The sequence below is a fragment of the Ferruginibacter sp. genome (genome assembly GCF_031391665.1).
Taxonomy (GTDB): Bacteria; Bacteroidota; Bacteroidia; order Chitinophagales; family Chitinophagaceae; genus Ferruginibacter.
This window is the reverse complement of the sequence record NZ_JANMUN010000235.1, coordinates 1-24,112: the sequence shown is the minus strand read 5'-3', so window position 1 is coordinate 24,112 and position 24,112 is coordinate 1. Positions and strand designations below refer to the sequence as shown.

Sequence of the window (24,112 nt, the reverse complement as noted above, 5' to 3'; positions counted from 1 at the left end):
ATTTTTAAATCAATAAAAAAAACCGAAGTCATAAGCTTCGGTTTTTTATTTGCAAATAAATTTTTATTCTGCTATGCCTTCCAGCGCAAGAAAAAATGCAAACTCTCTTGCCCGGTCTTTCAATGCTTTAAATCTTCCACTTGCTCCACCGTGGCCTGCTTCCATATTGGTATAGAGTAATAATTTATTATTATCAGTTTTCATTTCTCTAAGTTTAGCTACCCATTTTGCAGGTTCAAAATATTGTACCTGGCTATCATGCAGGCCGGTTGTTACCAGCATGTTGGGGTAGGCTTTCTTTTCTACATTATCGTAAGGGGAATAAGTCTTCATATAAAAATAACTTTCCTTATTGGCAGGGTTGCCCCACTCATCGTATTCGTTTGTGGTTAGAGGAATAGATGCATCACTCATTGTATTTATTACATCTACAAAAGGTACGGCAGCAATTACGCCATGCCATAAATCGGGCCGCATGTTTACCACTGCACCCATTAATAAACCGCCTGCACTTCCCCCGCTTGTATATAAATGTTCTTTAGTTGTAAATTTATTAGCCAGTAAAAATTCGGCACAATCAATAAAATCGGTAAATGTGTTTTTCTTTTTCATCATCTTACCATCTTCGTACCAGTAACGCCCCATCTCCTGCCCTCCACGTATATGTGCAATGGCAAAAGCAAAACCACGGTCGAGTAAACTTAATCTTGCTGCACTAAAGCTGGCATCCATACTTGCACCATAACTTCCGTAGCCATATAAATGTAATGGTTGCGTACCATCTTTTTTAAATCCTTTTTTGTACACTACAGATATAGGAATTTTTGTACCATCTTTTGCAGTAGCAAATAAACGTTCGGTAACATAATCGCTTACTGTATAGCCACCCACCACTTCCTGCTGCTTCATTAATTTTTTTTCTTTACTGCCCATGTTATAATCAAATACTGATGATGGCGTGGTTAAAGAAGTGTAATTAAACCGTACCACATCCGAATTATAATCGGGTGTATAAGCAAGGTTAGCTGTGTAAGCAGGTTCATCAAAATCAAGGTAATGGCTTTCGTTATTTTTTGTGTTGATGATATGCACCTGTGTTAAACCATTTTTTCTTTCGGATACAGCTGCAAAGTTTTTAAACACATCAATACCCTGAATTAAAATACTGTCGTTATGCGGCAGCATAGCTGCCCAGTTGCTGCTGTCGGTTTTATCTTCGGTGCAGGTTACTACTTTAAAATTCTTTGCATTTAAATTAGTGCGGATATAAAATTTGTCATTGGCATGATCCACATCATACAACACTTCTTTCATCCGTGGTTGAAATACTTTAAAGGCATCATCGGGTTTATTGGCATCAATATATTTGTATTCAGAAGACAGCGTTGCGCTTGAACCTATCAAAATATATTTATCCGATTTTGTTTTACCCACGCCAATATAATTACTGGGATCTTTTTCTTCGTATACTGTTTTATCACTTGATGCATCAGTACCCAGTTTATGTTTTTTTATTTTTTCAGATAAAAGAGTAATTAAATTTTTTGCGGTATAAAAAAATGTTTGGTTATCATTTGCCCATATCGCTTCGCCTTCTGTATTTGCAATTACATCTTTATAAACCTCTCCGGTTTCTAAATTTTTTACATAAATATTATACTGCCTTCTTGATAAAGTATCAATACCATAAGCCATTAATTTATTATCCATACTTATACTAAACCCAGTGGCAGAAAAATAATTATGTCCTTCTGCCATTTTATTTACATCAAGCAATACTTCTTCTTTTGCATCCAGCGTTCCTTTTTTTCTGCAATACACAAAATAATCTTTCCCTTCTTCCACCCTGCTGTAATAATAATAACCATTTTTAAAAACCGGTACACTTTCATCTTTCTCTTTTATCCTTGCTTTCATTTCGGTGTACAATTTTTCCTGCAGGGTTTTAGTGCCCGACATCATAGTATCGTAATATTTATTCTCGGCTGTTAAATACTCCACCACTTTATTACTGTCGGGCCCTTTTTTAAAAAAGTCATTCAGCCAGTAATAATTATCAATTCTTGTATCGCCATGTGCAGTTAATTCTTTAGGTTTTTTTTCGCAAACCGGTGCAGCAATACTGTCGGGCCATTTGTAAGCAGTTTGTTTCATTTCTGTTTGGTTGTTGCATGATGAAATGATTACAGCAGTTGTTGCAATAATCATTAGAGGTTTAAGTTGCATTAGGTTTAGTTTATGATGATGGAATTAATTTTTTATAGTACCCGTCTTCGGCGAGCTAACGCCTTGCCAGCACAATCGTATTCTTAAACTGCTTTTTCTTTCCTTCCAAATTAAAAATTTCGGTATAAATAATATAAATACCCACAGGCAGTTTTTGATTTTTTTCTCCCAATCCATCCCAGCGAAAATTACCTTTGCTGCCACATAAAGCATTACGATGTAAATTTCTAACCACTCTTCCTGCAGCATCAAATATAATAATATTGGCAACATAACCTGGCGAAGGAAAACTGTAATCAATGGTTGCAAAATCATCCATACCATCATTATCAGGCGAAACAATTTCTGGTGTAATTTTTATTTCTCCCTGAACGCCATCATTAATTTTGTATTGAGAATTTTTGTATGTAGGTGTGCCGTAACCAACACTTGTTGCTGCACTATGCCAGTTATCGGATTGTTGCGTGGGTGCGTTGTAATCAATTCTTTCCAACGCAACACCTTCCCGATTATCAATTAATTTAAAATGCCATTTTTCATCATACTCCAATTCATCAGTAACATTGCCCTGTGCATTTAAAATAATTACATTGCCTTTATCATCGTTAAAAGATGGCATGGAGGCAACAGTTACAAAGGCATCCATATTTTTTGTGATGAAATCTCTTTTAATAATTGCTGCATCTTCTGTTATCACCATAAAATCTTGTGGAAAAAATAAATAATTTTCTGCACTCAATGGTTTAATGCTGCTGATTACACCGGCAGTATTTCTGTTAGCAATATAAGTTTGTTTAAGGTCAAAAATTTTATTGCTGCGGTTATAAATTTCTACATAATCTGTTCCATTGCTTTTTGGGTTGAATAAAATTTCGTTGATAATAATATTTAAACTGTCTGCAATTTCTGTTAAGCCCACCCTTGCCATATTTTTTGCAGTAATCGCATTGCCTGCACAATCTGAAATAGCAGTTGATGTAACGGTATAAACTTTATTATGGCTTAGCGGCGCATTTAATTTTAGATTGACTTTATCAAATGCAGGTGAAACAGTAATGGCTTGTTGAGGTATAGCAATGCCATCGCTGATGGAATAATTATTTGCTGTGGCAGCTTTTAAACTATCCAATGGTTCATCAAAAACCAAAACAATATTTACACTATCTGTTGCAAATGCCCGTAATAATTGTGGAGCTGTTGCATCTGCATTTATTGCATCAACCGAATTTTTTTTACCTGGTGTACCACCTTTTAAATCAATACTTGCTTTCCAGTTGCTGAAACCGCTGCAGGGATTTTTAGTGTCGATCATTTCTATTGTCCATCCGCCATCTTTTTTTAATACATTCTGGTACCAGGCATCGGTATAATTTACGGTATGTATAATTTTATTTTGTGGACTGCGTAAATAAATAATATCGCCTGTGTTATCTAAAGATGGAAAACTTGTAACGGATATTGCTGGTCCGTATGCACTCATTGCGGCTACGGCGCTTGCTGTACAAACAATAACAAAACTATCGGGCAATAAATTGTAAGAGGGCATCGGTCCGCTGGTTCCTGTTGCATCAGCAATGCGCCAGCCGGATAAATTAATAGCAGTTGCAGTGGTGTTTCGCAATTCTATCCATTCGTTATTGGGTAAATTTATTTGCGGTGTTGGGTCGGCCATTATTTCTTCAATTACTATATCAAAACGGTTGACTACTTGAGCTTTACCAAAAAATACTGCAACACAAAAAACAATAAGCAAACAATATTTTTTAAGCATTTAAACCTGTTTTAATATTTATAAATATAAATAATTTGGATGGAATTATACTTTGTGTTTACTTTGTGCCATCAATGAACGCAATAAAACACATAAAACATTCTAAAAAATCTTTTTGCAAAGAGAAGGTGTGATTGTTTTATTTTAAAATAAGTACAGGCCTTCCTAAAACGGGAAGGCTTTTTTTTAACCAAAAAAATCTCTTTAAAAAAGAGAATCGGGGGGAACAAAATATGAAAGTTGCAGTAGTAGGTGCCACTGGTTTAGTAGGCACAAAAATGTTACAGGTATTAGCAGAAAGAAATTTTCCGGTGGATGAATTAATTCCGGTTGCATCGGAAAGATCCATTGGTAAAGAAGTGGAGTTTAAAGGGAAAAAATACAAAATTGTTGGTTATGCCGATGCTATTGCAGCAAAACCGGATGTAGCTATTTTTTCTGCTGGAGGAGGAACATCACTGGAACTGGCACCACAGTTTGCAGCTGCAGGTATTACTGTTATTGATAACTCCAGTGCATGGCGCATGGATGCTACAAAAAAATTAGTGGTACCGGAAGTAAATGCCAATGTATTAACTGCAGCTGACAAGATTATTGCTAACCCAAATTGTTCAACTATTCAAATGGTGGTGGTGTTAAAACCATTGCATGATAAATATAAAATTAAAAGAGTGGTGGTAAGTACTTACCAAAGTGTTACCGGCACCGGTGTAAAAGCGGTAGAACAGTTGATGAACGAAAGAAAAGGCGTACAGGGAGAAATGGCTTATAAATATCCCATTGATTTAAATGCCATTCCGCAGATTGATGTGTTTTTAGATAATGGTTATACTAAGGAAGAAATGAAGATGACCAATGAAACCGTAAAAATTATTGGTGATGCCAGTATAAAAGTAACTGCCACAACGGTTCGTATTCCTGTAATGGGCGGACACAGCGAAAGTGTGAATATTGAATTTGAAAATGATTTTGATTTAAATGAACTTAAAGATTTGTTAAGTAAAGCCCCTGGTGTAGTGGTGCAGGATGATATCGCTAACTTTATTTATCCTATGCCATTAACGGCACACGAAAAAGATGACACTTTTGTAGGCAGGATACGCAGGGATGAAACACAGCCCAACACGTTAAACTGCTGGATTGTAAGTGATAATTTACGCAAAGGTGCAGCTACCAATGCGGTGCAAATTGCGGAATATTTGATGGCAAATAATTTACTCAACAAAGAATGATAAAAACGTTTCTAATATTGCTCAGTTTTTTAATTGCCCATAATATTAATGCACAGCAAAACATTACTGTGCATTTTTTATATGGTTCCAAGCCGGCTAAGGGCTTTAAGCATGAAGAAAAAAAATGGTTTGGCGGTAAAAAAGGCGGCCATGTAACTATTGAGGCAGGTGATAGCATTATTGGTTTTCAGCCGGGAGGGAATTGCCATGTGTTTGGTAAAAAGAAAAATGCCAATGGTTATTTTAATGCTAAACAAAAAGAGATTTTTATTAAAGACACCGTTGCATTAAAATATACCTCCATCATTATTCCACTTAATGAAGATGGCTATTCAAAAATAAAAAATACACTAAATAATTATCTTAAAAAAAGCCCGTACGATTATGCCTTTTTGGGTATGCGCTGTGCAGCGGCTACTTATGATATTTTAGAAGAAACCGGTGTAGTTAAAAAAAGAACCCGGATGGGTAAATGGGTATCGTTTTTTTATCCGCAATTATTAAGAAGAAGAATACTTAAAGCAGCTGCTGAAAATAATTATGCAGTAGTAAAAACTAAGGGCAGAGCAAGCAGGGTTTGGGAAAAAGAGTAAATTTTTACTGCCAGTAAATATCTTTTGTTTTAGAAGAAAATGTACTCCCATTTGCAAATGTTGTTTTAAAATTTATTTGATGCCCTAAAGTATTACCCGGTTTTGTAGTAGTGTAAAAACTTAAACTGCTTAATTCTCTCTGGTTAAGATTAATTAAAGTAACCATAGAGTCGATAGAAAGAAAAACTCCTGTTGGTGGGTTATACTTGTCGTATGTTTTAAAGAAATTATTTAATGATGTACCGGCAGGTATTCCTTTATAAACATTATCACTTGTAATTTCTACAAGGGCCAATTTACTTTTAAGCCCACTAGCACCACAATTATCATTGCATTTGCAGGCACTTGCAGTATTTATTAAAAAAGAAAAATTGTTTTTACCTGACACTACACAATTAGTATAAAATAAACAGTCCAAATACAAGCTATCCATGTTAACAGATGTACCTGTATCTACTACTATCTTATTAGAACCATAAGGTTTTAATAAAACGTTTATTGCTTCGTAAAATTTTTTATTTGTTGGCTTACAATCGCAGCAGGCGATGTACATAATATTTGTAAGCAAAAACGCAACCGGTAAAATCAATATCTTTTTCAAATTCATATTACTCATTTTTAAGAAGGTACTTTATTGAAGCAAAACGCTGCTTAAAAAAACAGCGGCAAAATATTTGCCGCTGAAATTATTTTTATACGCTTAGGTAAAAGTTCAATAAAGATATTCAGTACAAGAGTGCGACGCCAATGAAGCTAGTTAAAGAAAAAATGCCGGGCTCAAAAAAATATACAACTTTAGTGCTATTGGTTCGCCAGTATAAAAATGTTGTAACAATCTAAGTTCCCCTTTAGAGGACAGGGACTAATTTATCACCCACGTCTCACTTCCCTTCAGCAATTTATCCAGATCACCTTTGCCTCTTTTTGCAATTACATCATCAATCTGCATTTGCATACTGTCTTCGTAACAGGCCCTGTCGGTTTCGTAAAAAACACCAAATGGCCTTGGTAAATGCCCGGCTAATTTAGGATCGTCGAACATGCGGATCAAAATCTGTGCTTTGTAAAAATCTTTATCATCATGCACCCACAACTCATCGGTGCTGGCACCTTCGGGCAAATCAACAATCACGGGTTTAAAACCATCTAACTTAATACCTTTATTTTGTGTGGCGCCAAAAATTAATGGCTTGCCCTGTTCTAAAAATAATACTTCGTCGGCCTTGCTGCTTTTTTCGGTAAATGTTTCAAAAGCGCCGTCATTAAAAATATTGCAGTTTTGATAGATCTCTAAAAAAGAAGCGCCTTTGTGTGCCTGGCTACGCAGCAACATCGCTTGCAAATGTTTAGGATCCCTGTCCATTGTACGTGCAATAAAACTTGCATCGGCACCCATGGCTAATGCTAAAGGATTAAAGGGATGATCGATACTTCCGAAAGGTGTTGATTTAGTTATTTTATTTTGTTCGGAGGTAGGCGAATACTGCCCTTTGGTTAAACCATAAATCTGGTTATTGAATAATAAAATATTGATGTCGAAATTGCGGCGCAGCAAATGAATGGTATGGTTACCACCAATGCTTAAACTGTCGCCATCTCCTGTTACTACCCACACACTCAGCTCGGGCCTGGCTGCTTTTAAACCGCTGGCCACCGCTGTTGCCCTGCCATGAATACTGTGCATGCCATACGTATTCATATAATACGGAAAGCGGCTGCTGCAACCAATGCCGCTGACAATTACAATATTTTCTTTGGGTATGCCCAGTGTTGGCATTACCTTTTGTACTTGTGCTAAAATGGAATAATCACCGCAACCGGGGCACCAGCGAACTTCCTGGTCGGTTACAAAATCTTTTGCGGTTAACGGGGCGGGTGTTGGGGTTAAAACTGTATCAGGCATAAAATAGTGAATTGAGGGCTAAAGTTAGTTAAAAAAAATGTTCAATAATCAATTTTCAATGTTCAATATTCAAGTTTAGCACCCTGCTAACATTGTAATTTTTTTATCTATAGTGAGTTATTCTTTTTTGGGGTGGAAATAGTTTTTGCAAGTATGACTAATACGATACAGATTTCATGCAGATTAGGAATTGGTATTCCGTCCACGCAATTTGTATAAAAAACCCATGTTAGCGAGTTTTGCTATAGCAAAGATTTTATGTCACTATGTAACAAATATTCCTTGAGTCTTTCAAAAGATTTATGTTCTTCACTTGTAGAATCGTTTTCCCGAATGTCAATTTGCTTTTCAAAAATCTCAAGAAGGTAGTTGATGTTTAGTTTGTCAAAATACTTTGCTAATAAGATACCTGCAATAGATTTAAATTCGTCTTGATTATAATCACTTTCTAAGCTTTCATACTTTTTAAAGTGGTTAAAGTAACTCGGAACATATAACTCGTAGGCCTGAATGAATTTTTCAGCAGCCTTATTTATTGATAAATCTGTATAGATTAATGTATTCTCATCATAAAGATTCCAAGTGTGTTCATAATTTTTTTCCCAGCGTGTATGAATTGCCAAGCCTGCAGGCATATACATTAGTTTTTTATAAGACTTAGGTCTTCCAAGTATATTGGCATGTGTTTTTGCAAGCTTCTCAAAAAAAAGCCACCAAGAAAATGTCACATTTGTTAATGCGCCAATTCTAAACCACAATTGGATTACATTATGCCCTTTGTCAAATGGTTTTTCAAAGGACTTTTGGCTTTTCTTAAATGTGTAGCCTTCTTTAAAGAGGTATTCTGAAATAACCTGAATAAATCTTTCACTAGGCCTTAAGGAATTATCTGTTAATATCAAGTTTCTATATTGTTTTAAGGATTGTGTCCACTAAAATTGCATTTAACTCTTCAGTTTCTTTATACACGCCATTTAATTTAGTAACCAGTTTTATCATCTTCTTTTTATCATCCTCTTTAAAGTCGTTCTGTATTCTTTCTATTCTTTTAATACTATTACTATTTTATGTATAAAGTCCTTTGTTGATTCTGTTGCATGTGCCAGGCTTTATCTTACTAAAAATAGAACAAATCCTGTAATCAGCATAAGGTTCAACTTGAATATTGAGCATTGAAATTTGATTATTGAACATTTGCACTCAATTCCTCCCAGTACTCTGCCGCTCTCCGTGTATGCGGTATTACAATGGTGCCGCCAACAATATTTGCTACCGCAAACACTTCATACATTTGTTCGGTGGTTACTTTTAATTCGTGTGCTTTACCCAAATGATATTTTATACAATCGTCGCAACGCAATACCATGCTGGCCACAAGGCCCAGCAATTCTTTGGTGGTTACATCCAATGCGCCGGCGGCGTAAGTGTTGGTATCTAAATTCCACAGGCGTTTTATTACCAAATTATCTTTTGCTAAAATAACCTCGTTCATTTTAGTGCGGTAACCGTTAAATTCATTTACTAAATTGCTCATAATTATTATTTATTGGTTGAAATGCAAATTTAGTTTTAAGCAGGCTTACGATATTGCCCAAACTGTTTTAATTTGGCGATTGTATAAAAAAATCTATGATGGAGTTTTTTAAAAAGTACAGGAAAGAAGCGGCTATGCTTGCAGGCGTTTTACTGTGTTTAATTTTCTTTTTTGCAAATCCTTTTGCCCTGGTTTTTAAAGCCAAATTAGTTTTGTGCATTGCGGTATTAATGATAAGCTGGTGGGTTTTAGATGCCATGCCGCTGCCGGTAGTAGCATTAGTGCCCATTGTTTTATTTCCTTTACTTAACATCAGCACCCTTAAAGAAGTAACAAAATCATATGCCGACAGTATCATCTTTCTTTTTATGGGAGGTTTTTTTATTGGTATTGCCATCGAAAAATGGAATTTGCATAAACGTATTGCACTGGGCATAATTAACATAACCGGCACCAATGGAAACCGCATTATTTTAGGTTTTATTATTGCCACAGGTTTTTTAAGTATGTGGCTCAGCAATACCGCCACTACAATGATGATGTTCCCTATTGCCATGTCGGTGATTCATGTAATAAGCTCTCACAATAAAGAAAGTACAGGAGTTAAAAATTTTTCACTGGTGTTAATGTTGTGCATTGCTTATGCATCCAATTTTGCATTGGGTACTATTATTGGTACGCCGCCCAATGTAGCTTATGTAAATTATATTCACGAAAAGTTTAACTACACCGTAGGTTTTACCGACTGGATGATTGTATTTACACCGTTAACTTTTGTTTTATTATTTATGTTGTACTGGGTAATGGTAAAATTTCTTTTTCCTAATGGCATTAAGCATAGTGTGGAAGGCAAAAGTTATATCAGATCGGAATTAAAAAGTTTAGGCAAGTTATCGGCACCGGAAAAAAGGGTGCTTCTTGTTTTTGCAGTTACAGTTATATTATGGATCACCAAAGATATCATCAACACCATACAAAAAACTGTTGAGCTGGATGATACCATTATTGCCATGATGGGAGCCATCAGTTTATTCATTATCCCTTCGGGAAATAAAAAAACAACAAGAGAAGAACGTTTGCTGGACTGGCCCGATACTACCAAAATGGCCTGGGGAATTTTACTATTATTTGGTGGCGGTATTGCTTTGGCAAAAGCTTTAGAAGATGCAAAACTGATGGATCAACTGGGTACCTACATTGCCTCTTACGCTATAGATAATGTTTTTTTAATGATACTTATTGTTACCACTATTTCTGTTTTTTTAAGTGAAGTAATGAGCAATGTAGCGCAGGTAATTGTAATGGCGCCGGTTATTACTTCTGTTGCAGTGGCATTACATTTAGATCCTTTATTACTCGGCATCCCCATGACGCTGGGTGCAAGTTGCGCCAGCATGTTACCCATGGGTACACCGCCTAATGCCATTGTTTTTGCCAGCGGCCATATAAAAATAAAAGACATGATTAAAGCAGGATTTGTTTTAAATATCATCTGCATTATTTTAATTACCCTGTTTTGCTGGCTGCTGCAACCTGTTATTATGCATTTGATGTAAATGGAATGGGTACCGTCAACCGCAGCTGGGAATATATTACGAATTCAATACCGTTTTATATGCGGCAGAACAATGTTGGCGGTCTATTTACGTTATTATAAAGTAACAGTATTTTTATAATAAGGGTAGCTGTACAATAAAGATAAATTGAGGCAAATGCTTTATTTTTATCCCGAAAAAAACAACCAATGAACAACAATACCCTGCAAATTATTAACCAGCTGTTTGAGATGCAGTATAAAATAAAAGACCTGGGGCAATCAGCAACATTTGAAAGAAATTTTAACCGATTGAATGCGGCATTTGAAGAAGAAGGATTTTTAATACAGGATCCTACAAACGAAATGTACAACGATGCCCGAACAGATTGTGAAGCCAGTATTGTAGGCAGCGTAGCCGGCAAAATGAAAATTACCAAAACCCTAAAACCCATCATTTATAAAAAAGACGGCAGCACTGTACAACTGGTACAAAAAGCTGTAGTGCTTGTAGCAAAAAATTAAATCAGCAATGAAATCCGTAAACTTCGGTATTGATTTAGGTACCACCAACTCCCTTATTACCAAATACGAAAACAGCAAAGTGCATGTTTATAAAAACCCTGTGGGCCAAAAAGAAACACTGGCATCTGTTGTAGCGTACCGCCCCGACAGAATTTTAATTGGTGATAAAGCAAGAGAATATTTAGCTAAAGATGCAGTAAATGTTTTTGGTGGCTTTAAACGCAAAATGGGTACCGATGAAAAATATTATGTTGTAAATATTGATGAGAATGTTACGCCGGTTGAACTCTCCACACTAATACTTAAAGAATTAAAAAAATTTGTACCGCCAACAGAAAATATTGAAGCGGCTGTAATAACCATTCCTGCATCGTTCGACAGTATGCAGAGCAATGCCACTTTAAAAGCCGGGCAGGATGCAGGTTTTAAAGAAGTTTTTTTATTGCAGGAACCTATTGCCGCATGTCTTGCTTTTTTTAATGAAACTGCTGTAAAAGAAAAACCTGATGGCTACAGGTTGGTGTACGATTTAGGTGGCGGTACTTTTGATGTGGCTTTAATAAAATCTAACCAGGATGAATTAAAAATTGCAGACCACGAAGGCAATAATTTTTTAGGCGGAATGGATTTTGATTTTGCTATTATCGATCAAATTATTATTCCGAAAATAATTAAACAAACCGGCATACAAAATTTTGAAGAAGAGTTTCGTGTAAAATATGGCAAATACGAAATGCTGTATTACCAGGTGATGTATTATGCCGAAGAAGCTAAAAAGGAATTATCACAATCACCTGCAACCGTTATAGAATTTTCTGCTTTGCTGGGTGATAAGGATTTTGATTTTTATATAGAGATCACCAGGGCACAGGTAGATGAAATATTTTTACCGCTTGTAAACGAAACGATAAAACTGCTGCATAAAGTTTTGGAAAAAAACCGGCTTACTTCAAATGATATTGCCGAAATAATTTTAGTAGGCGGCAGCACATTTTTACCGCAGGTACGGGAGCAACTTTCTTTACAAACAGGCATTGCTTTAAATTATGCAATAGACCCTACAACATCTGTTGCTATTGGTGCTGCATATTATGCTGCCAATAAATATTACGAACCTGCTGCAACAATAATTTCTACCGAAGAAAAAATAGTTGATGATCTATTAGCCACGGTTGATTTTGATACAACCGATATGCAAATTGCAGTTAACTACAGCAGGTCATCCAGAGATAAAGAAGAAGTTTTATTGATTACCTGCAGCGGCGATTACGAAAATAAAACCTGCCGCATTACCAGGGCCGACGGTGGTTTTGATACCGGCTTTGTAAATTTAAAATCGAAGAAGACCGAATTTTTACCCCTGATACCGGGCATGAATAATTTATTTGTTTTAAATGTATATGACAATAACAGCAACGAAATTATAAGTCTTAAAAAAGAGATCAGCATTACGCAGGGTATGTATAATATCGACGGGCAACCATTGCCGCATGATATTTGTATTGAAGTGGATGATGTAGAAAATAAAACTACCAAGATGGAAGCCATCTTTGAACGCAATTCGCTGCTGCCGCAAAAAAGAACCTTGTACAGGGAAATTTCTAAAACAATAAAAAAAGGCAGCAAGGATACCATCATCATTAATATTTTAGAAGGCGATAAAAATTCAAGACCATCCTCTAACCTTACTATTGGATGCATTGAAATATCGGGTAAAGATCTGCAAACTGACCTGGTGAAAGGATCGGATATTGAAATACAAATTCATTTAACAGATTCCAGGGTTTTAAATACGGTAGTGTATTTAGTAATGACTCAGCAGGAGTTTAAAAATGTTTTTTCCATTTCGGAAAAACAAATAAATACAGCCCGTTTAAAAGAACAATACCTTTTGCTGGAAAATGAATTGATGGATACCGTTAGAACATTTCAATATAACGAAGATGCGGTGTGGGAAATAAAAGCCACAGCGCTTTTAGAAGACTTGCAAACAGTAAAAGAAAAATTATTTAAGTTAAAAGATAAAGACAAGTCAGACGAAAAATATATTATTGCCGAAAAAATTACCCGTGCTTCGCAAGATTATGATAAGCTAGGTGGCAACGAAAGAATAGCAGGATTGATTGAAGAATATTTCCACGCCAAGGAAGGCATACTGAATGTAATTAATACAGCCGATTTTGAAAAAGAAGAATTAAAAAAGCAGTTTTCAAAAATTGAACAATCAGAAAGTTCGTTTATAAACTCTAAAAATGTTTCGGTAATAGAAAATAAATTACGCCAGTTAAATGAAGTGTACTGGAAGGCATTAAGCAATACTACCAGTTTTTTAATTACCCGTTTTATAGAATATAAAAGTTGTGATGCAGATGAATTTAAAGATTATAATGCCGCAAAATCAATAATGAAAATGGCAGATGCCGCTTTAGAAAAAGAGCGCTACCCCGAATTCCGCCGGCATGTGTTTAGTATTTCTGCATTGATAAGAACGGCTAAATTTAATAATCATATCGACTTTAAAGGAACCGGCATTGGCTAATAAACAATACATATCTCCCATACGCTTATTGCAGCATTGTTCTATTGATACCGAAGGTGAAATAAATTTACCCCGGATAAAAAAACAATTGAATGCTGAATTTGGTTTTACCAAAACCGGCTTTATTGAAGTGGATGGTTACACGTACAATAAAAACGATGTACTGGAAGAAATTGACCAGCCAGATTTTACCGAGCGGTTAAAATACCATCAACGCATTTGGGAAAGCAAAAACATACTTTCCATTTTAGAAGACAATACAATTTCGCTGTATGATATTAAATACGACTTTGATAAATTTCAAAACGATAAAGCATTTGACGAATTTTTCTCTCCCTGGTTTGCAGCACCGTTCAATCATATTTCCCGAAGTTTTTTAAATGAAGGGAAATTATATGATCTGTCCACCTTACTTTTATTTGAAGAATTTTTGCAACCTGCAGACAGGGAAGAAGCTTTTAAATCCATCCGTATATTTTTAGATGATAACATTCACCTGTTTAAAAATATCAGTGTCGCAAATTATAACAGCTTTCGGCCAAAACTCAAACACTGGTATTCTTCGGGCTGGGATGAATTTGTAAATAATTTACCCGACGATTTTTATGATTATAAAAACGCTATTGCTTTTGATTTGATCAATCTCACTGTAAAAATTCAAAAAACAAATAAGAAGGATTGCAAAGCCATAAGCTCGGGCTTAATTCACTTACAGGGTTTATCAAACAACTTAAGAGAAACTATTTTAAATAACGATTCGGTATTTAACGCCAAAGTGGGTTCTGGTAATTACAGCTGGATGATATGGGTGGGAATTATTTTAGTAAAAGTACTCAGTACAGGCGGGTGTAATTAATGCTTAAAAAAAACTATCAAAATAATTATTGTCAGGATAGTTTATTATCTCAACCCGGCATTAATAACCTGAAAGCATTTTCAATAATTTCTATTTCAAAATTTTCTGCAGTTGCTGCAGGGTCGCCATCAATATGCAGTGGCGCTAATTTTGGGTTTTGTATAAGTATTTTTTTGGTTTGAAAATACCCAATATCTGTACGGTGATATTTTTTGTCTTCATAAGGCCTTACTTCTCCTTTGCGAATTTGTTTTATAATATTCCACAGCATCCGCATCTTGCTCATTTTATTTACAATCACAATATCCAGCAAACCATCATGCAAACTTGCCTGTGGTGCAATGGTAAAATTATTACCAAACTGGTTGCTGTTAGCAACGCTGATGAAAAAGGCTTCGGTAGTAAAAGGGTTACCATCTACAGATAAACCAAAGGGATAAGTTTTTGCAGCAAAGAAATTTTTGGTGGATTGTTTTACATAAGTGGCCAGCCCACGTTTTTGCTGTTTAGCAAAATCATGTGCTACCTGGGCATCAAAACCCAAACCGCACAGCATACAACTGAATTTTTTATTGATATAAAAACTATCAATGAAAACAGCATTGCCATTAAAAATAATTTGCAATGCTTTATTTATTTGCTTGGGGATTTTTGCAGCAAATGCCAAACCATTACCGCTGCCCATGGGAATAATGCCAATATTTACAGCAACACCCAGCAATGAACCTGCAATTTGATTTACAGTACCATCGCCACCGCAAATAATTATATCAGTAATTTTTTCTGTTGTAATTTTTTGCTGCAGAAAACTGTAATTGCCTTCGGCATTGGTATGCAAAATTTCGAAAGGAATATTTTTCTCGGCAGTACTTTTTTTGATAATTTCTAAAAGCAGGATTTTTCCTTTTGTGCCCGATATGGGATTGATAAAATAAATAAATTTTCTGTTCATGTAATTATTTTACCGAAATGGTTCCCATATAAATTCTTTTGCTGGGCATCATCATTTTATCATCAGCAGGCTCAAGCATTAAATATAATTTTATGGATTTACCTTTTGAGAAAAGCGATTTAAGTTTATTATTTTTAAAAACAAACTGGCCTTTTACACCTGCAGTTTGCGCCGCACTTGCAACAGCTATATCATCGTTACCAGCTGCCTCAAGTGTTTTTTTATACATGGCATTATTCACCTGCTCGCCATTTATTAAAACAGTTAGGCGGCTCATTTTTTTTATATCTGCTTTTTTTATTGAGCTGCCAGCCGCTGTTTCATCAGATTTTATGGTGTACTCTGCCTTTTTAATTCCGTTGATGCTAACAGTAACAGTGCTTTGTGTATATGCTTGTGTAAACATAAACAGTAGCGGTAAAAGTAAAATGATTTTCATAATAATTTGTTGTTGTACAAAGTTACTTAACAGCAGTTGCAATTAACGTGCCGCCGGTGTTTAGGAAAGTTAAAATAGAACAATAACATTTAACAGTAATTACCAGCGTAACAACGCACTTGCCCATGTAAAGCCACTGCCAAATGCAGCAAGGCAAATTAAATCGCCTTCTTTAACCTTGCCCATTTCCCATGCTTCGCATAATGCAATGGGTATTGATGCTGCGGTGGTGTTACCAAACTTTTGAATATTATTATGTACCTGTCCATCTGATAATTTTAATTTTTGCTGTACATATTGTGCAATGCGTAAGTTAGCCTGGTGCGGTATCAGTAAATTTATATCAGTGGTTTGTAAACCGTTTGCTGCAAGCGATTCCATAATTACTTCTGGAAATTTTACAATGGCTTTTTTAAAAACCGCAGGTCCATCCATGTTAGGAAAATTTTGTGCATTGTCAATCATATCATGGCTCATAAACATTTCTCCCATTTCAGCATCATCAAAATCGGCTACTTTATTGGGCAGCCAGTGGTTGGCATGCGTACCGGGATTAAACATTGATAATATTTCCGCACTTTCTCCATCGCTGTGTAAATGTGTACTTAAAATTCCCTGCCCTTCTTTTGTGGTGGGCTGCAATACTACAGCGCCAGCACCATCACCAAAAATTACAGAAATATTTCTTCCTCTTGTACTAAAATCTAAACCAAAGGAATGTTTTTCGCTGCCCACTACTAAAATGTTTTTGTACATGCCGGTTTTTATAAACTGATCGGCAATAGAAAGCGCATACACAAAACCGCTGCATTGATTGCGTACATCCAGTGCGCCAATTTCTTTCATCTTCATGGCACGCTGCAATAAAACTCCGCAACCCGGAAAATAATAATCGGGGCAGATGGTGGCAAAAATTATAAAGTCAATATCCTGTGGTGTAATACCGGCACGTTCAATTGCAATGGCTGCTGCTTCCACACCCATTGTTGTAGTGGTTTCTCCGGTGCGGTGTGCATAGCGGCGTTCCTGTATGCCGGTACGTTCCTGGATCCATTCGTCGCTGGTATCCATATATTTTTTAAGATCGTTATTGGTAAAAACATTTTTTGGTACATAGTAACCAATACCTGCAATTTTACTTTGTGGCATACAATCGTTTATTTGTGGAAGAGCAATTTACGGAAAAGCAAGCAAAAGCCCCCTCCGCCCCCTGAAGGCGGAACCATGTGGAGATATAAGCGAAGATTGATAAAGAAAATTAAAAAATTCTGTAATGGTCAATAAAGAAAAAATGTACAAGAGTGCGACGCCAATGAAGTTGAACAAAGAAATATTGCCGGGCTCAAAAAAAGAAAACTAATTCACCTTTACCATTTCTTTTAAACAAAAATCATCATCATACATAGCATGCACACGGGTTTTGTAATGAAACTCCACCGAATTTCTTAATTCAGTATTATTCAGAATCATTTTAGATGTAAAATGTTCTACCAATGGCAATAATGAAAGTAAGCCATCTTTAAATTTTAATTCGGCAATATAGTTGGTGCCTTTAATGGTAATATTTAAAAATTGCCGGCCTGCAGCCGTACTCATAAAAGCGGTGCCGCTCACAGAATCTTTAACCAAAACTTTAAAAGGCTTTAACTCATTTAAGTAACCGGTAAAAGCAATATTATATTCGGTATCATTTTTTTTACTGAGAATTAATTTAACCGGTTCTTCTTTACCATTAGGTTTTTTTACAAAAGTTGCCCAGCTGCCTAATATTTCTTCTTCTACATAAATAGAAGGACTTTCATCTAACTTATAGGGCGAACTGTAAGGGCAGGAACAAAGTAACACACTTAAAAAAAACAATAGCGTTATGGAAAATATTGTTTTCATTTTTTACAGAAGACAGTTAGTTAGTTGCAGAATTCATACAAAATTCGTTTTTTATTTTGAGACTTGCTTTTAAAATTGGAATTATGTAAAAGATGCAGCACTATTTAGCAGCAACCGGGTTTATTTATTTTTTAACAATGCACCCAGCCAGCCGCCCACTTCCATAAACCATGCAATACCTAAGTGAATTATTAAACCTCCCCAAATACTGCCGGTATTATAACTAATAATACCTAAAAGTATACCGCCCCAAAAACTGCTGATGGCTTCTGCCATTGGTTTGCCCAAATGGATGGTGCAATAAAAACATGCCACAGGTATTATACAATGAGGGCCGCAAATTTTTACAAGAGATAAAATTAAAAACCCACGGAAGAAAAATTCAATACTCACAAAATCGAAACCATAACACAACTCGTACAATACATAGCGCCATTTTTGATGGCCCATTTGCAGGTTGGTTAAAAATTTTGCTTTGGGATACATACTTAAAAAATCTTTTTGTGTACTTGCAATCACCAGCAAGGGAATCATAATGAGCAGCATGATAAGGTAAGGCTTAATACTGTCTAAAGCCCTTGTGCCATAAAAAGGCTGGTTACTTTTGTCTTTTATAAGCCAGATAATAAACACAGGAATTAATAAAACAAATACACGAACTACCCAATTAATGCAGCGTAACCAAAACTGCAACTCGTCGACGCTCCATATTTTTTTTATTGCAGGTTGATGAAAATTGAAATTTACACGAAAAGAAAAAAAAGCAGGCGCTAAAAAAAGTATTATCCAAAACCAGTAATTTTTAAAGTAGCTGCAATCTTTACAAAAAAATAATTGCAAAAAAAATGCTGTGGCAAAAGGTATAAAATATAAAAGCCAGTAACCTGCAAAATTGCTGAACCATGTTTTACCACCTGCAGCAAAGCGGTTTTCTAAAGAGTGCCAGTAGTTTAAATAAATAACAGTGCCCAGCAACAGCAATATCAATAAAAAATAATACAGATTAAATTCCTTATTGTAAAACTCCCTGATGTATTTAAAAACTGATGACAATTATTTTATTTTTTATAAAGATAGCCCACACAATTTTAATGCATAAAAAAACCCCTGCATGCAGCAGAGGTTAAATATTAAAAAGGAAAGGTTTATTTATATGCGGTCCATATTCTTGTTTCTTTATTAAACATCCAGTACATGCCATTGGTAAAACAAAAATTAAAAGATGGATATACTTCAACAGCATCGGGCAGCTTTAAAACGGTGCTTAAAAAGCCTTCCTTAAAATCGTATAATTCAATTTGTTTTTTCTCCATATTTAAAACACCCAGCTCGGCATTTTTTACAGCAGTAAAAACAACTGTAGTGCCATTGTAATCTTTTGGTGTTTCTTCATTCCATTCAAACTTTTCGCCAATGTCATCTTTTTTTGTCATGCCAAATTTTAAACCAATAGCTTCATCCGAAGATCCATCAGCAACATATAACGAAACCTGGTTGCCATTTAAAAACAATACTTCTTTTCTTACAGGATGATAAGTGCCTACGCTTTGTTCGTTGGGCTGCAGCATTGCTGCCGAGTCAATATCAAAACCTGTTACAGCACCTTTAGGATCGATATTGTAGTGAAACCAACCATTATCATTATACCCGTTACCACAAATTGTTTTTTTTGCAGGGTTGTACCACAATCCCCTTACATCAATTTTAGCAATTAAATTGTCTGATGATAAACGCTTGCCTTTTACATCAAAAACTGCTAATGGATAAGCCGCATTACCAGCCATGGAAGAATAATATTTTTTTTGTAAAGGATGCCAAACTACAGCAGCACCGTTGGTGCCGGGCATATCATCCTCAATAGTTTTGGGCATTTTAAGCTCCATTACCTTTTTTAATGTACGTATGGTTTGGGCTGTAACACCATTTGAAAAACAAAAAATAGCAGTTAAAATCAGCAGGTATTTTTTCATTATAAATTTTATTGCAAGTAAGTAAATAATTTTACCAATTGCAATACCGTTTGCAGGGTATTTTACCAATCCATTTTTCTGTGCATCCAGGTTAACAGCCTTTTCATATCAACATTATTTAACTGCCGGTTCATTTTATTGATATAATAATCAGAGATAACCCAGTTCATCGGAAATTCTTCTTTGGTTTTTGTACTGTCGGTTAAAGGCCGGTATAAATTTACGGCCATGTACCCGGTATCTTTCGGGTTTTGATAAACGCCTTCTAAATATTTTATCAGCCGCCAGTCGTTAACAGATGTTTGTGTGCCGTAAGCGCCAATTAATGTAAGTACCGGTGCAGCCAGGTCATTTATTATGGGATGAATTTTATTTATTTCTCCTCCTCCACTCCATCCATTTTGTGCATGGATAATATAAAATTTTATTTTGCTGAGCCATGGTTTTACTGTTTCATTTATTCTTATATAGTCTTTTAAGCCAATGATCATTTCGTTTACAATACCTGCTCCAGAATTATCGAAGTAACCTCCATCAACATAATAGCTGCTGTCTATACGGCCTGCCGGGCTTAAGTAAGGAAACCTTGCACCCATAACCACAGCAGTGCTTAATTTCATATCCTTACCGGGCTTTAATGTTTGTAAAATATCAATGCGGCTGCCAAAAGTTTTATAATCTAATGCCACGCTGCTTATTACCGATGGCCGGCCATCCTGCATACGTGTGGCATTAACACAAATCATGGGCAGGTTTTCGTTACCGGTAGTAAACGGAATTAAATCAGAAAGCCGGGTAAGAAATTTTGAATGTAAAAAAGAATTTTCTCCTTCTTCCATAGCATGCTCCAGTGCTGCAGCCCTGTCGTTAATAAATGGTAAAGGAATTATTGGCCGCAAAAAATCGGGCCCCAGCGTTCTTGCAACTGTGTAAGTTAAAAAATCCGACTTTAAATAATCCTGTGCACTCTCTGTAAAAGTTTGCCCGGAATTTGCCAATGCTTCCCTGTATTTTAAAAGGGCTAAAAAAGTGCCATTACCTACGCTGCCACCCGAAGCGCCGGATAAACAAAAAAGGTGCTGCGAAAATTTTCCTTTGGTAGTGTCTTCTAATTTACTAAGTACTGACGCTGTCCAGTAGCCGCTACGTGATGCACCGCCATCTGCCAGTACAAAAAATACGGGATAGGTTGAATCCTGTTCAATTTCAATTTTTCTTTTATCCGCCCATTTATCAAAATAGTTATATAAAGTGGGGCGGCTGCTGAATGCCTGCACATTTTCTTCTTTATACTTAACTAATTTAGCCCAGTGAGGTTCAAATATTTTTCCAAAAATTACTACAACCACCCATAATGCCATATGCAAATTAACTTTTAGCACTACCGAAGCAAATGTTATAAAACTAAAAAAACCTATCAGTACACCAAAAGAATTCAATACAGAAGCAAAGCTACCCAGCAATAATGAAAAATTGTAACTGATGATAGAGGTGAAATAAACAGCAAGAGAAAGAGCGGTAATAATATTGTACGCAATAAAAAACCATTTTTCTTTTTGAGGAATGTTAGCGTTGTATAAGATCCGTTCCCACATACCAATAGTAAATACATTGCCTTTATGTTTTTCTGCCTGCTGCCATAATTCTATAGATGAATAATCAAGCGGCATTTCAAAAACATCTTTCCCTTTTTCTTTAAATGGCATGCGCCCCCGGCGGATTATAACAATAAATAAAAAGAGTACCTGTAACATTATGATTGAAAAAACAAGCACCCACGAACCTATATAGGGGTTTAATATTACTGAGTTCAACATTAATAAACCACCAGTTAAACAACCAATTAAAATATAAATTTTTTTGAACTTTAATTTTTCTTCTTTTTCTTTTTCTTCCAGCACTTCCTGGGTTTCGGTGTCTATATCTTTATCTATTCTTAGTTTTCCATCTCTTAGTTTTTTAAATTTTTTGTATAAAAAAGTATAAGCCACAAAAGACAGTATTAATAACAGCCAGTCTACATATCCTGGCAGTGAAAACGAGAGGTAAGCATCTTTTGGTAAACGCAATAATGCGATCCAGATAACACTAAAGCCTAAAAAACCAATAACCCTTGGCATATGAAACCCCAGCTGTTCATTTTTTTCGTACAGTATTTTTTTGCGGTAAATTAAAATGCGGCTGCTGTACCAGGATACCAATGTAAAAAACATAATGGCCAGTAAAACTATCCCACCCATGAACTTTTTTTCCAGCATGTCTATCATAACATCTCTGCCCTGCGATAATTGCCAAAAGCAAATAAAAGTTGCAATTAAAAAAATTACTGCAGGGAAAAGATACCAGGTAATTTGTAAAAAAGCGGTAAAAATCCGCAATGGCTTTCTAAGTATTCTCCAGCAAAACCTGAAGAAATGCCATACGGGAATTAATAAATTCCAAAATTGATGTAATAACCTGGACATAGCATAAAGTTTAAGCAGTTAAGATACTCAAACAATAAAAGCTTTGCAATACCATAAAGTGGTAATGGTATTATTATTTTACTGCGGCGTTTAAAGTTTTCCATAACAGGTCTTTTAACTCCTGTAAACCGGTGCCGGTTAAAGAAGAAATAAAAACATGCGGAATTTTTTTTGGTAATTCTTTTGCAACAGCTGTTTTTAATTCTTCATCCAGCATATCGCTTTTGCTTATTGCAATTACAAAATCTTTTTGCAGCATTTCGGGGTTGTACTCCTTCAGTTCATTATATAAAATGTCGTATTCTTTTTTATGGTCTTTACTGTCGGCAGGTATTAAAAATAGTAGAATAGAATTGCGTTCGATGTGGCGTAAAAAACGATGGCCTAATCCTTTACCTTCGGCAGCGCCTTCAATAATACCGGGTAAATCTGCAATGCAAAAACTTTTTCCATCACGGTATTCCACCATACCCAATTGCGGTACAATTGTAGTAAAAGCATAGTCAGCAATTTTTGGTTTGGCTGCAGTAATGCGGCTTAACAAAGTAGATTTACCTGCATTGGGAAAACCCACCAAACCAACATCGGCTAAAACTTTTAATTCTAAAACTTTCCAGCCTTCTTCACCATCTTCGCCGGGTTGTGCATATTCGGGTGACTGGTTGGTTGCCGTTTTAAAATTGCTGTTACCCAATCCGCCACGGCCGCCTTTTGCAAGAATTACTTCCTGCCCGTCTTCTAAAATTTCTGCAACAACCATATTGGTTTCTTCATCTTTTGCAACAGTACCCAGCGGTACTTCTATATAAATATCTTTACCGGTTAAGCCACTGCTGTTATTTTTGCTGCCATTCTCGCCATCGTCGGCCAGTACATTTTTAAAATATCGCAGGTGCAATAAAGTCCATAACTGGCTGTTACCTTTTAAAATTACATGGGCGCCACGGCCGCCATCGCCACCATCGGGCCCACCCATGGCCGTAAGTTTGTTACGCATAAAATGCTTGCTGCCGGCGCCACCATGACCGCTGCGGCAAAATACCCTTATCTGATCTACAAAGTTTGATTTTTCTGACACGTAAAATATTTAAAGCGCAAAGGTCTGTAAAATTTAAAGAAAAACGGTTTATAAAAAACCAAAATACAGCATACAACTTTTTTAAATGTAAATTATTCTTTGGTTTGATTCCATGTTTTATAATCAGCCATTTCAATTTTATATTTCTCCGGTATCTCTTTTAACGGTTCACACACTTTCAAGCTTTCAAATAAATCTTTAGGTAATTGCTGGTATAATTTTGTGCCTTCAGTTTTCCACGCCATCATAGCATCACTCACCTCTTTAATTTTTTTTGCAGGATTGCCCACTATTAAACTGCGGCGCTCAAATTTTTCATCAGCTTTTATAAAACTTAATGCACCCACAATACATTCATCATCCAAAAAAACATTATCCAATATAACCGCATTCATACCTACTAAACAATTTTTACCAATGGTGGCGCCATGTATTACTGCGCCGTGGCCAATATGGGCACCTTCTTTTAAATTAACCGTAACACCCGGAAACATATGTACCGTACAATTCTCCTGTACATTACAACCATCTTCAATTATTATTTGCCCCCAATCGCCACGAATAGCAGCACCCGGCCCAATGTAACAATGCTTACCAATAATTACATT

Annotated in this window: 21 protein-coding genes; 6 read left to right on the top strand and 15 right to left on the bottom strand. The window is 35.8% G+C overall.

The features are described 5' to 3' along the window. Window positions 1-63: 63 nt before the first annotated feature. Together ACY651_RS17760 and ACY651_RS17755 are read right to left on the bottom strand one after the other, a co-directional pair. A complete protein-coding gene (locus tag ACY651_RS17760; RefSeq protein ID WP_462254841.1) occupies window positions 64-2,226 on the bottom strand; it encodes a S9 family peptidase in 2,163 nt (720 codons plus the stop codon). Between the two features lie 55 nt (window positions 2,227-2,281). Beyond that, window positions 2,282-3,997: a lamin tail domain-containing protein gene (locus tag ACY651_RS17755; protein ID WP_462254840.1), complete on the bottom strand. Its 1,716-nt coding sequence runs from the start codon at window positions 3,995-3,997 to the stop codon at window positions 2,282-2,284. Window positions 3,998-4,230: 233 nt separating this feature from the next. Here ACY651_RS17755 and ACY651_RS17750 point away from each other — a divergent pair, with 233 nt between their 5' ends. Further along, a complete protein-coding gene (locus ACY651_RS17750; RefSeq protein WP_462254839.1) occupies window positions 4,231-5,229 on the top strand; it encodes an aspartate-semialdehyde dehydrogenase in 999 nt (332 codons plus the stop codon). Further along, window positions 5,226-5,822 carry a hypothetical protein gene (locus tag ACY651_RS17745; protein WP_462254838.1) on the top strand — a complete coding sequence of 199 codons (597 nt, stop codon included), beginning with the start codon at window positions 5,226-5,228 and terminating at the stop codon, window positions 5,820-5,822. Before ACY651_RS17750 ends, ACY651_RS17745 begins: the two co-directional genes overlap by 4 nt. Before the next feature lie 4 nt (window positions 5,823-5,826). Here the strand turns inward: ACY651_RS17745 and ACY651_RS17740 are convergent, their stop codons facing one another. The 4 genes from ACY651_RS17740 to ACY651_RS17725 form a co-directional block, all read right to left on the bottom strand. Then, the gene (locus ACY651_RS17740; RefSeq protein WP_462254837.1) at window positions 5,827-6,423 is read right to left on the bottom strand and encodes a hypothetical protein; all 597 of its coding nucleotides are present in this window, start codon (window positions 6,421-6,423) and stop codon (window positions 5,827-5,829) included. 261 nt (window positions 6,424-6,684) lie between these two features. Next, a complete protein-coding gene (locus ACY651_RS17735; RefSeq protein WP_462254836.1) occupies window positions 6,685-7,725 on the bottom strand; it encodes a 2-oxoacid:ferredoxin oxidoreductase subunit beta in 1,041 nt (346 codons plus the stop codon). Between the two features lie 242 nt (window positions 7,726-7,967). Next, a complete protein-coding gene (locus ACY651_RS17730; RefSeq protein WP_462254835.1) occupies window positions 7,968-8,627 on the bottom strand; it encodes a hypothetical protein in 660 nt (219 codons plus the stop codon). Window positions 8,628-8,908: 281 nt separating this feature from the next. After that, window positions 8,909-9,259: a carboxymuconolactone decarboxylase family protein gene (locus tag ACY651_RS17725; protein ID WP_462254834.1), complete on the bottom strand. Its 351-nt coding sequence runs from the start codon at window positions 9,257-9,259 to the stop codon at window positions 8,909-8,911. Window positions 9,260-9,354: 95 nt separating this feature from the next. Between ACY651_RS17725 and ACY651_RS17720 the strand changes: the two genes are divergently transcribed. The 4 genes from ACY651_RS17720 (at window position 9,355) to ACY651_RS17705 (ending at window position 14,713) form a co-directional block, all read left to right on the top strand. Beyond that, a complete protein-coding gene (locus tag ACY651_RS17720) occupies window positions 9,355-10,815 on the top strand; it encodes an SLC13 family permease (RefSeq protein WP_462254833.1) in 1,461 nt (486 codons plus the stop codon). A 188-nt stretch (window positions 10,816-11,003) separates the two neighbouring features. Continuing rightward, window positions 11,004-11,318, top strand: a complete 315-nt coding sequence (locus tag ACY651_RS17715) for a hypothetical protein (protein ID WP_462222227.1) — start codon at window positions 11,004-11,006, stop codon at window positions 11,316-11,318. 7 nt (window positions 11,319-11,325) lie between these two features. After that, window positions 11,326-13,857, top strand: coding sequence for an Hsp70 family protein (locus ACY651_RS17710; protein WP_462254832.1), 2,532 nt, complete (start codon window positions 11,326-11,328; stop codon window positions 13,855-13,857). After that, a complete protein-coding gene (locus tag ACY651_RS17705; RefSeq protein WP_462254831.1) occupies window positions 13,850-14,713 on the top strand; it encodes a hypothetical protein in 864 nt (287 codons plus the stop codon). Before ACY651_RS17710 ends, ACY651_RS17705 begins: the two co-directional genes overlap by 8 nt. Window positions 14,714-14,762: 49 nt before the next feature. Here ACY651_RS17705 and ACY651_RS17700 read toward each other — a convergent pair whose 3' ends face one another. The 9 genes from ACY651_RS17700 to ACY651_RS17660 all read right to left on the bottom strand — a co-directional run. Beyond that, window positions 14,763-15,665, bottom strand: coding sequence for a diacylglycerol/lipid kinase family protein (locus ACY651_RS17700; protein ID WP_462254830.1), 903 nt, complete (start codon window positions 15,663-15,665; stop codon window positions 14,763-14,765). Window positions 15,666-15,669: 4 nt separating this feature from the next. After that, complete coding sequence (locus ACY651_RS17695) at window positions 15,670-16,104, bottom strand: hypothetical protein (protein ID WP_462254829.1); 435 nt, start codon at window positions 16,102-16,104, stop codon at window positions 15,670-15,672. Window positions 16,105-16,203: 99 nt separating this feature from the next. Then, window positions 16,204-17,253: a 3-oxoacyl-ACP synthase III family protein gene (locus tag ACY651_RS17690; protein ID WP_462254828.1), complete on the bottom strand. Its 1,050-nt coding sequence runs from the start codon at window positions 17,251-17,253 to the stop codon at window positions 16,204-16,206. 207 nt (window positions 17,254-17,460) lie between these two features. Then, window positions 17,461-17,991, bottom strand: coding sequence for a hypothetical protein (locus tag ACY651_RS17685; RefSeq protein WP_462254827.1), 531 nt, complete (start codon window positions 17,989-17,991; stop codon window positions 17,461-17,463). A gap of 120 nt (window positions 17,992-18,111) precedes the next feature. Continuing rightward, complete coding sequence (locus ACY651_RS17680) at window positions 18,112-19,044, bottom strand: CPBP family intramembrane glutamic endopeptidase (RefSeq protein ID WP_462254826.1); 933 nt, start codon at window positions 19,042-19,044, stop codon at window positions 18,112-18,114. Between the two features lie 92 nt (window positions 19,045-19,136). After that, window positions 19,137-19,961, bottom strand: coding sequence for a hypothetical protein (locus ACY651_RS17675; protein WP_462254825.1), 825 nt, complete (start codon window positions 19,959-19,961; stop codon window positions 19,137-19,139). A 62-nt stretch (window positions 19,962-20,023) separates the two neighbouring features. Then, window positions 20,024-22,426 carry a patatin-like phospholipase family protein gene (locus ACY651_RS17670; protein ID WP_462254824.1) on the bottom strand — a complete coding sequence of 801 codons (2,403 nt, stop codon included), beginning with the start codon at window positions 22,424-22,426 and terminating at the stop codon, window positions 20,024-20,026. A gap of 73 nt (window positions 22,427-22,499) precedes the next feature. Continuing rightward, window positions 22,500-23,504 (bottom strand): GTPase ObgE, encoded by a 1,005-nt coding sequence (gene obgE, locus ACY651_RS17665; RefSeq protein WP_462254823.1) that lies wholly within the window; start codon window positions 23,502-23,504, stop codon window positions 22,500-22,502. A 92-nt stretch (window positions 23,505-23,596) separates the two neighbouring features. Further along, the coding region (locus ACY651_RS17660) for an acyltransferase (protein WP_462254822.1) at window positions 23,597-24,112 on the bottom strand (516 nt) is incomplete at its 5' end.

Coding starts and splice junctions, on each gene's coding strand:
- ACY651_RS17760 (WP_462254841.1), bottom strand. CDS start 2,226: ATGCAACTTAAACCTCTAATGATTATTGCAACAACTGCTGTAATCATT.
- ACY651_RS17755 (WP_462254840.1), bottom strand. CDS start 3,997: ATGCTTAAAAAATATTGTTTGCTTATTGTTTTTTGTGTTGCAGTATTT.
- ACY651_RS17750 (WP_462254839.1), top strand. CDS start 4,231: ATGAAAGTTGCAGTAGTAGGTGCCACTGGTTTAGTAGGCACAAAAATG.
- ACY651_RS17745 (WP_462254838.1), top strand. CDS start 5,226: ATGATAAAAACGTTTCTAATATTGCTCAGTTTTTTAATTGCCCATAAT.
- ACY651_RS17735 (WP_462254836.1), bottom strand. CDS start 7,725: ATGCCTGATACAGTTTTAACCCCAACACCCGCCCCGTTAACCGCAAAA.
- ACY651_RS17725 (WP_462254834.1), bottom strand. CDS start 9,259: ATGAGCAATTTAGTAAATGAATTTAACGGTTACCGCACTAAAATGAAC.
- ACY651_RS17720 (WP_462254833.1), top strand. CDS start 9,355: ATGATGGAGTTTTTTAAAAAGTACAGGAAAGAAGCGGCTATGCTTGCA.
- ACY651_RS17715 (WP_462222227.1), top strand. CDS start 11,004: ATGAACAACAATACCCTGCAAATTATTAACCAGCTGTTTGAGATGCAG.
- ACY651_RS17710 (WP_462254832.1), top strand. CDS start 11,326: ATGAAATCCGTAAACTTCGGTATTGATTTAGGTACCACCAACTCCCTT.
- ACY651_RS17700 (WP_462254830.1), bottom strand. CDS start 15,665: ATGAACAGAAAATTTATTTATTTTATCAATCCCATATCGGGCACAAAA.
- ACY651_RS17695 (WP_462254829.1), bottom strand. CDS start 16,104: ATGAAAATCATTTTACTTTTACCGCTACTGTTTATGTTTACACAAGCA.
- ACY651_RS17690 (WP_462254828.1), bottom strand. CDS start 17,253: ATGCCACAAAGTAAAATTGCAGGTATTGGTTACTATGTACCAAAAAAT.
- ACY651_RS17685 (WP_462254827.1), bottom strand. CDS start 17,991: ATGAAAACAATATTTTCCATAACGCTATTGTTTTTTTTAAGTGTGTTA.
- ACY651_RS17675 (WP_462254825.1), bottom strand. CDS start 19,961: ATGAAAAAATACCTGCTGATTTTAACTGCTATTTTTTGTTTTTCAAAT.
- ACY651_RS17670 (WP_462254824.1), bottom strand. CDS start 22,426: ATGTCCAGGTTATTACATCAATTTTGGAATTTATTAATTCCCGTATGG.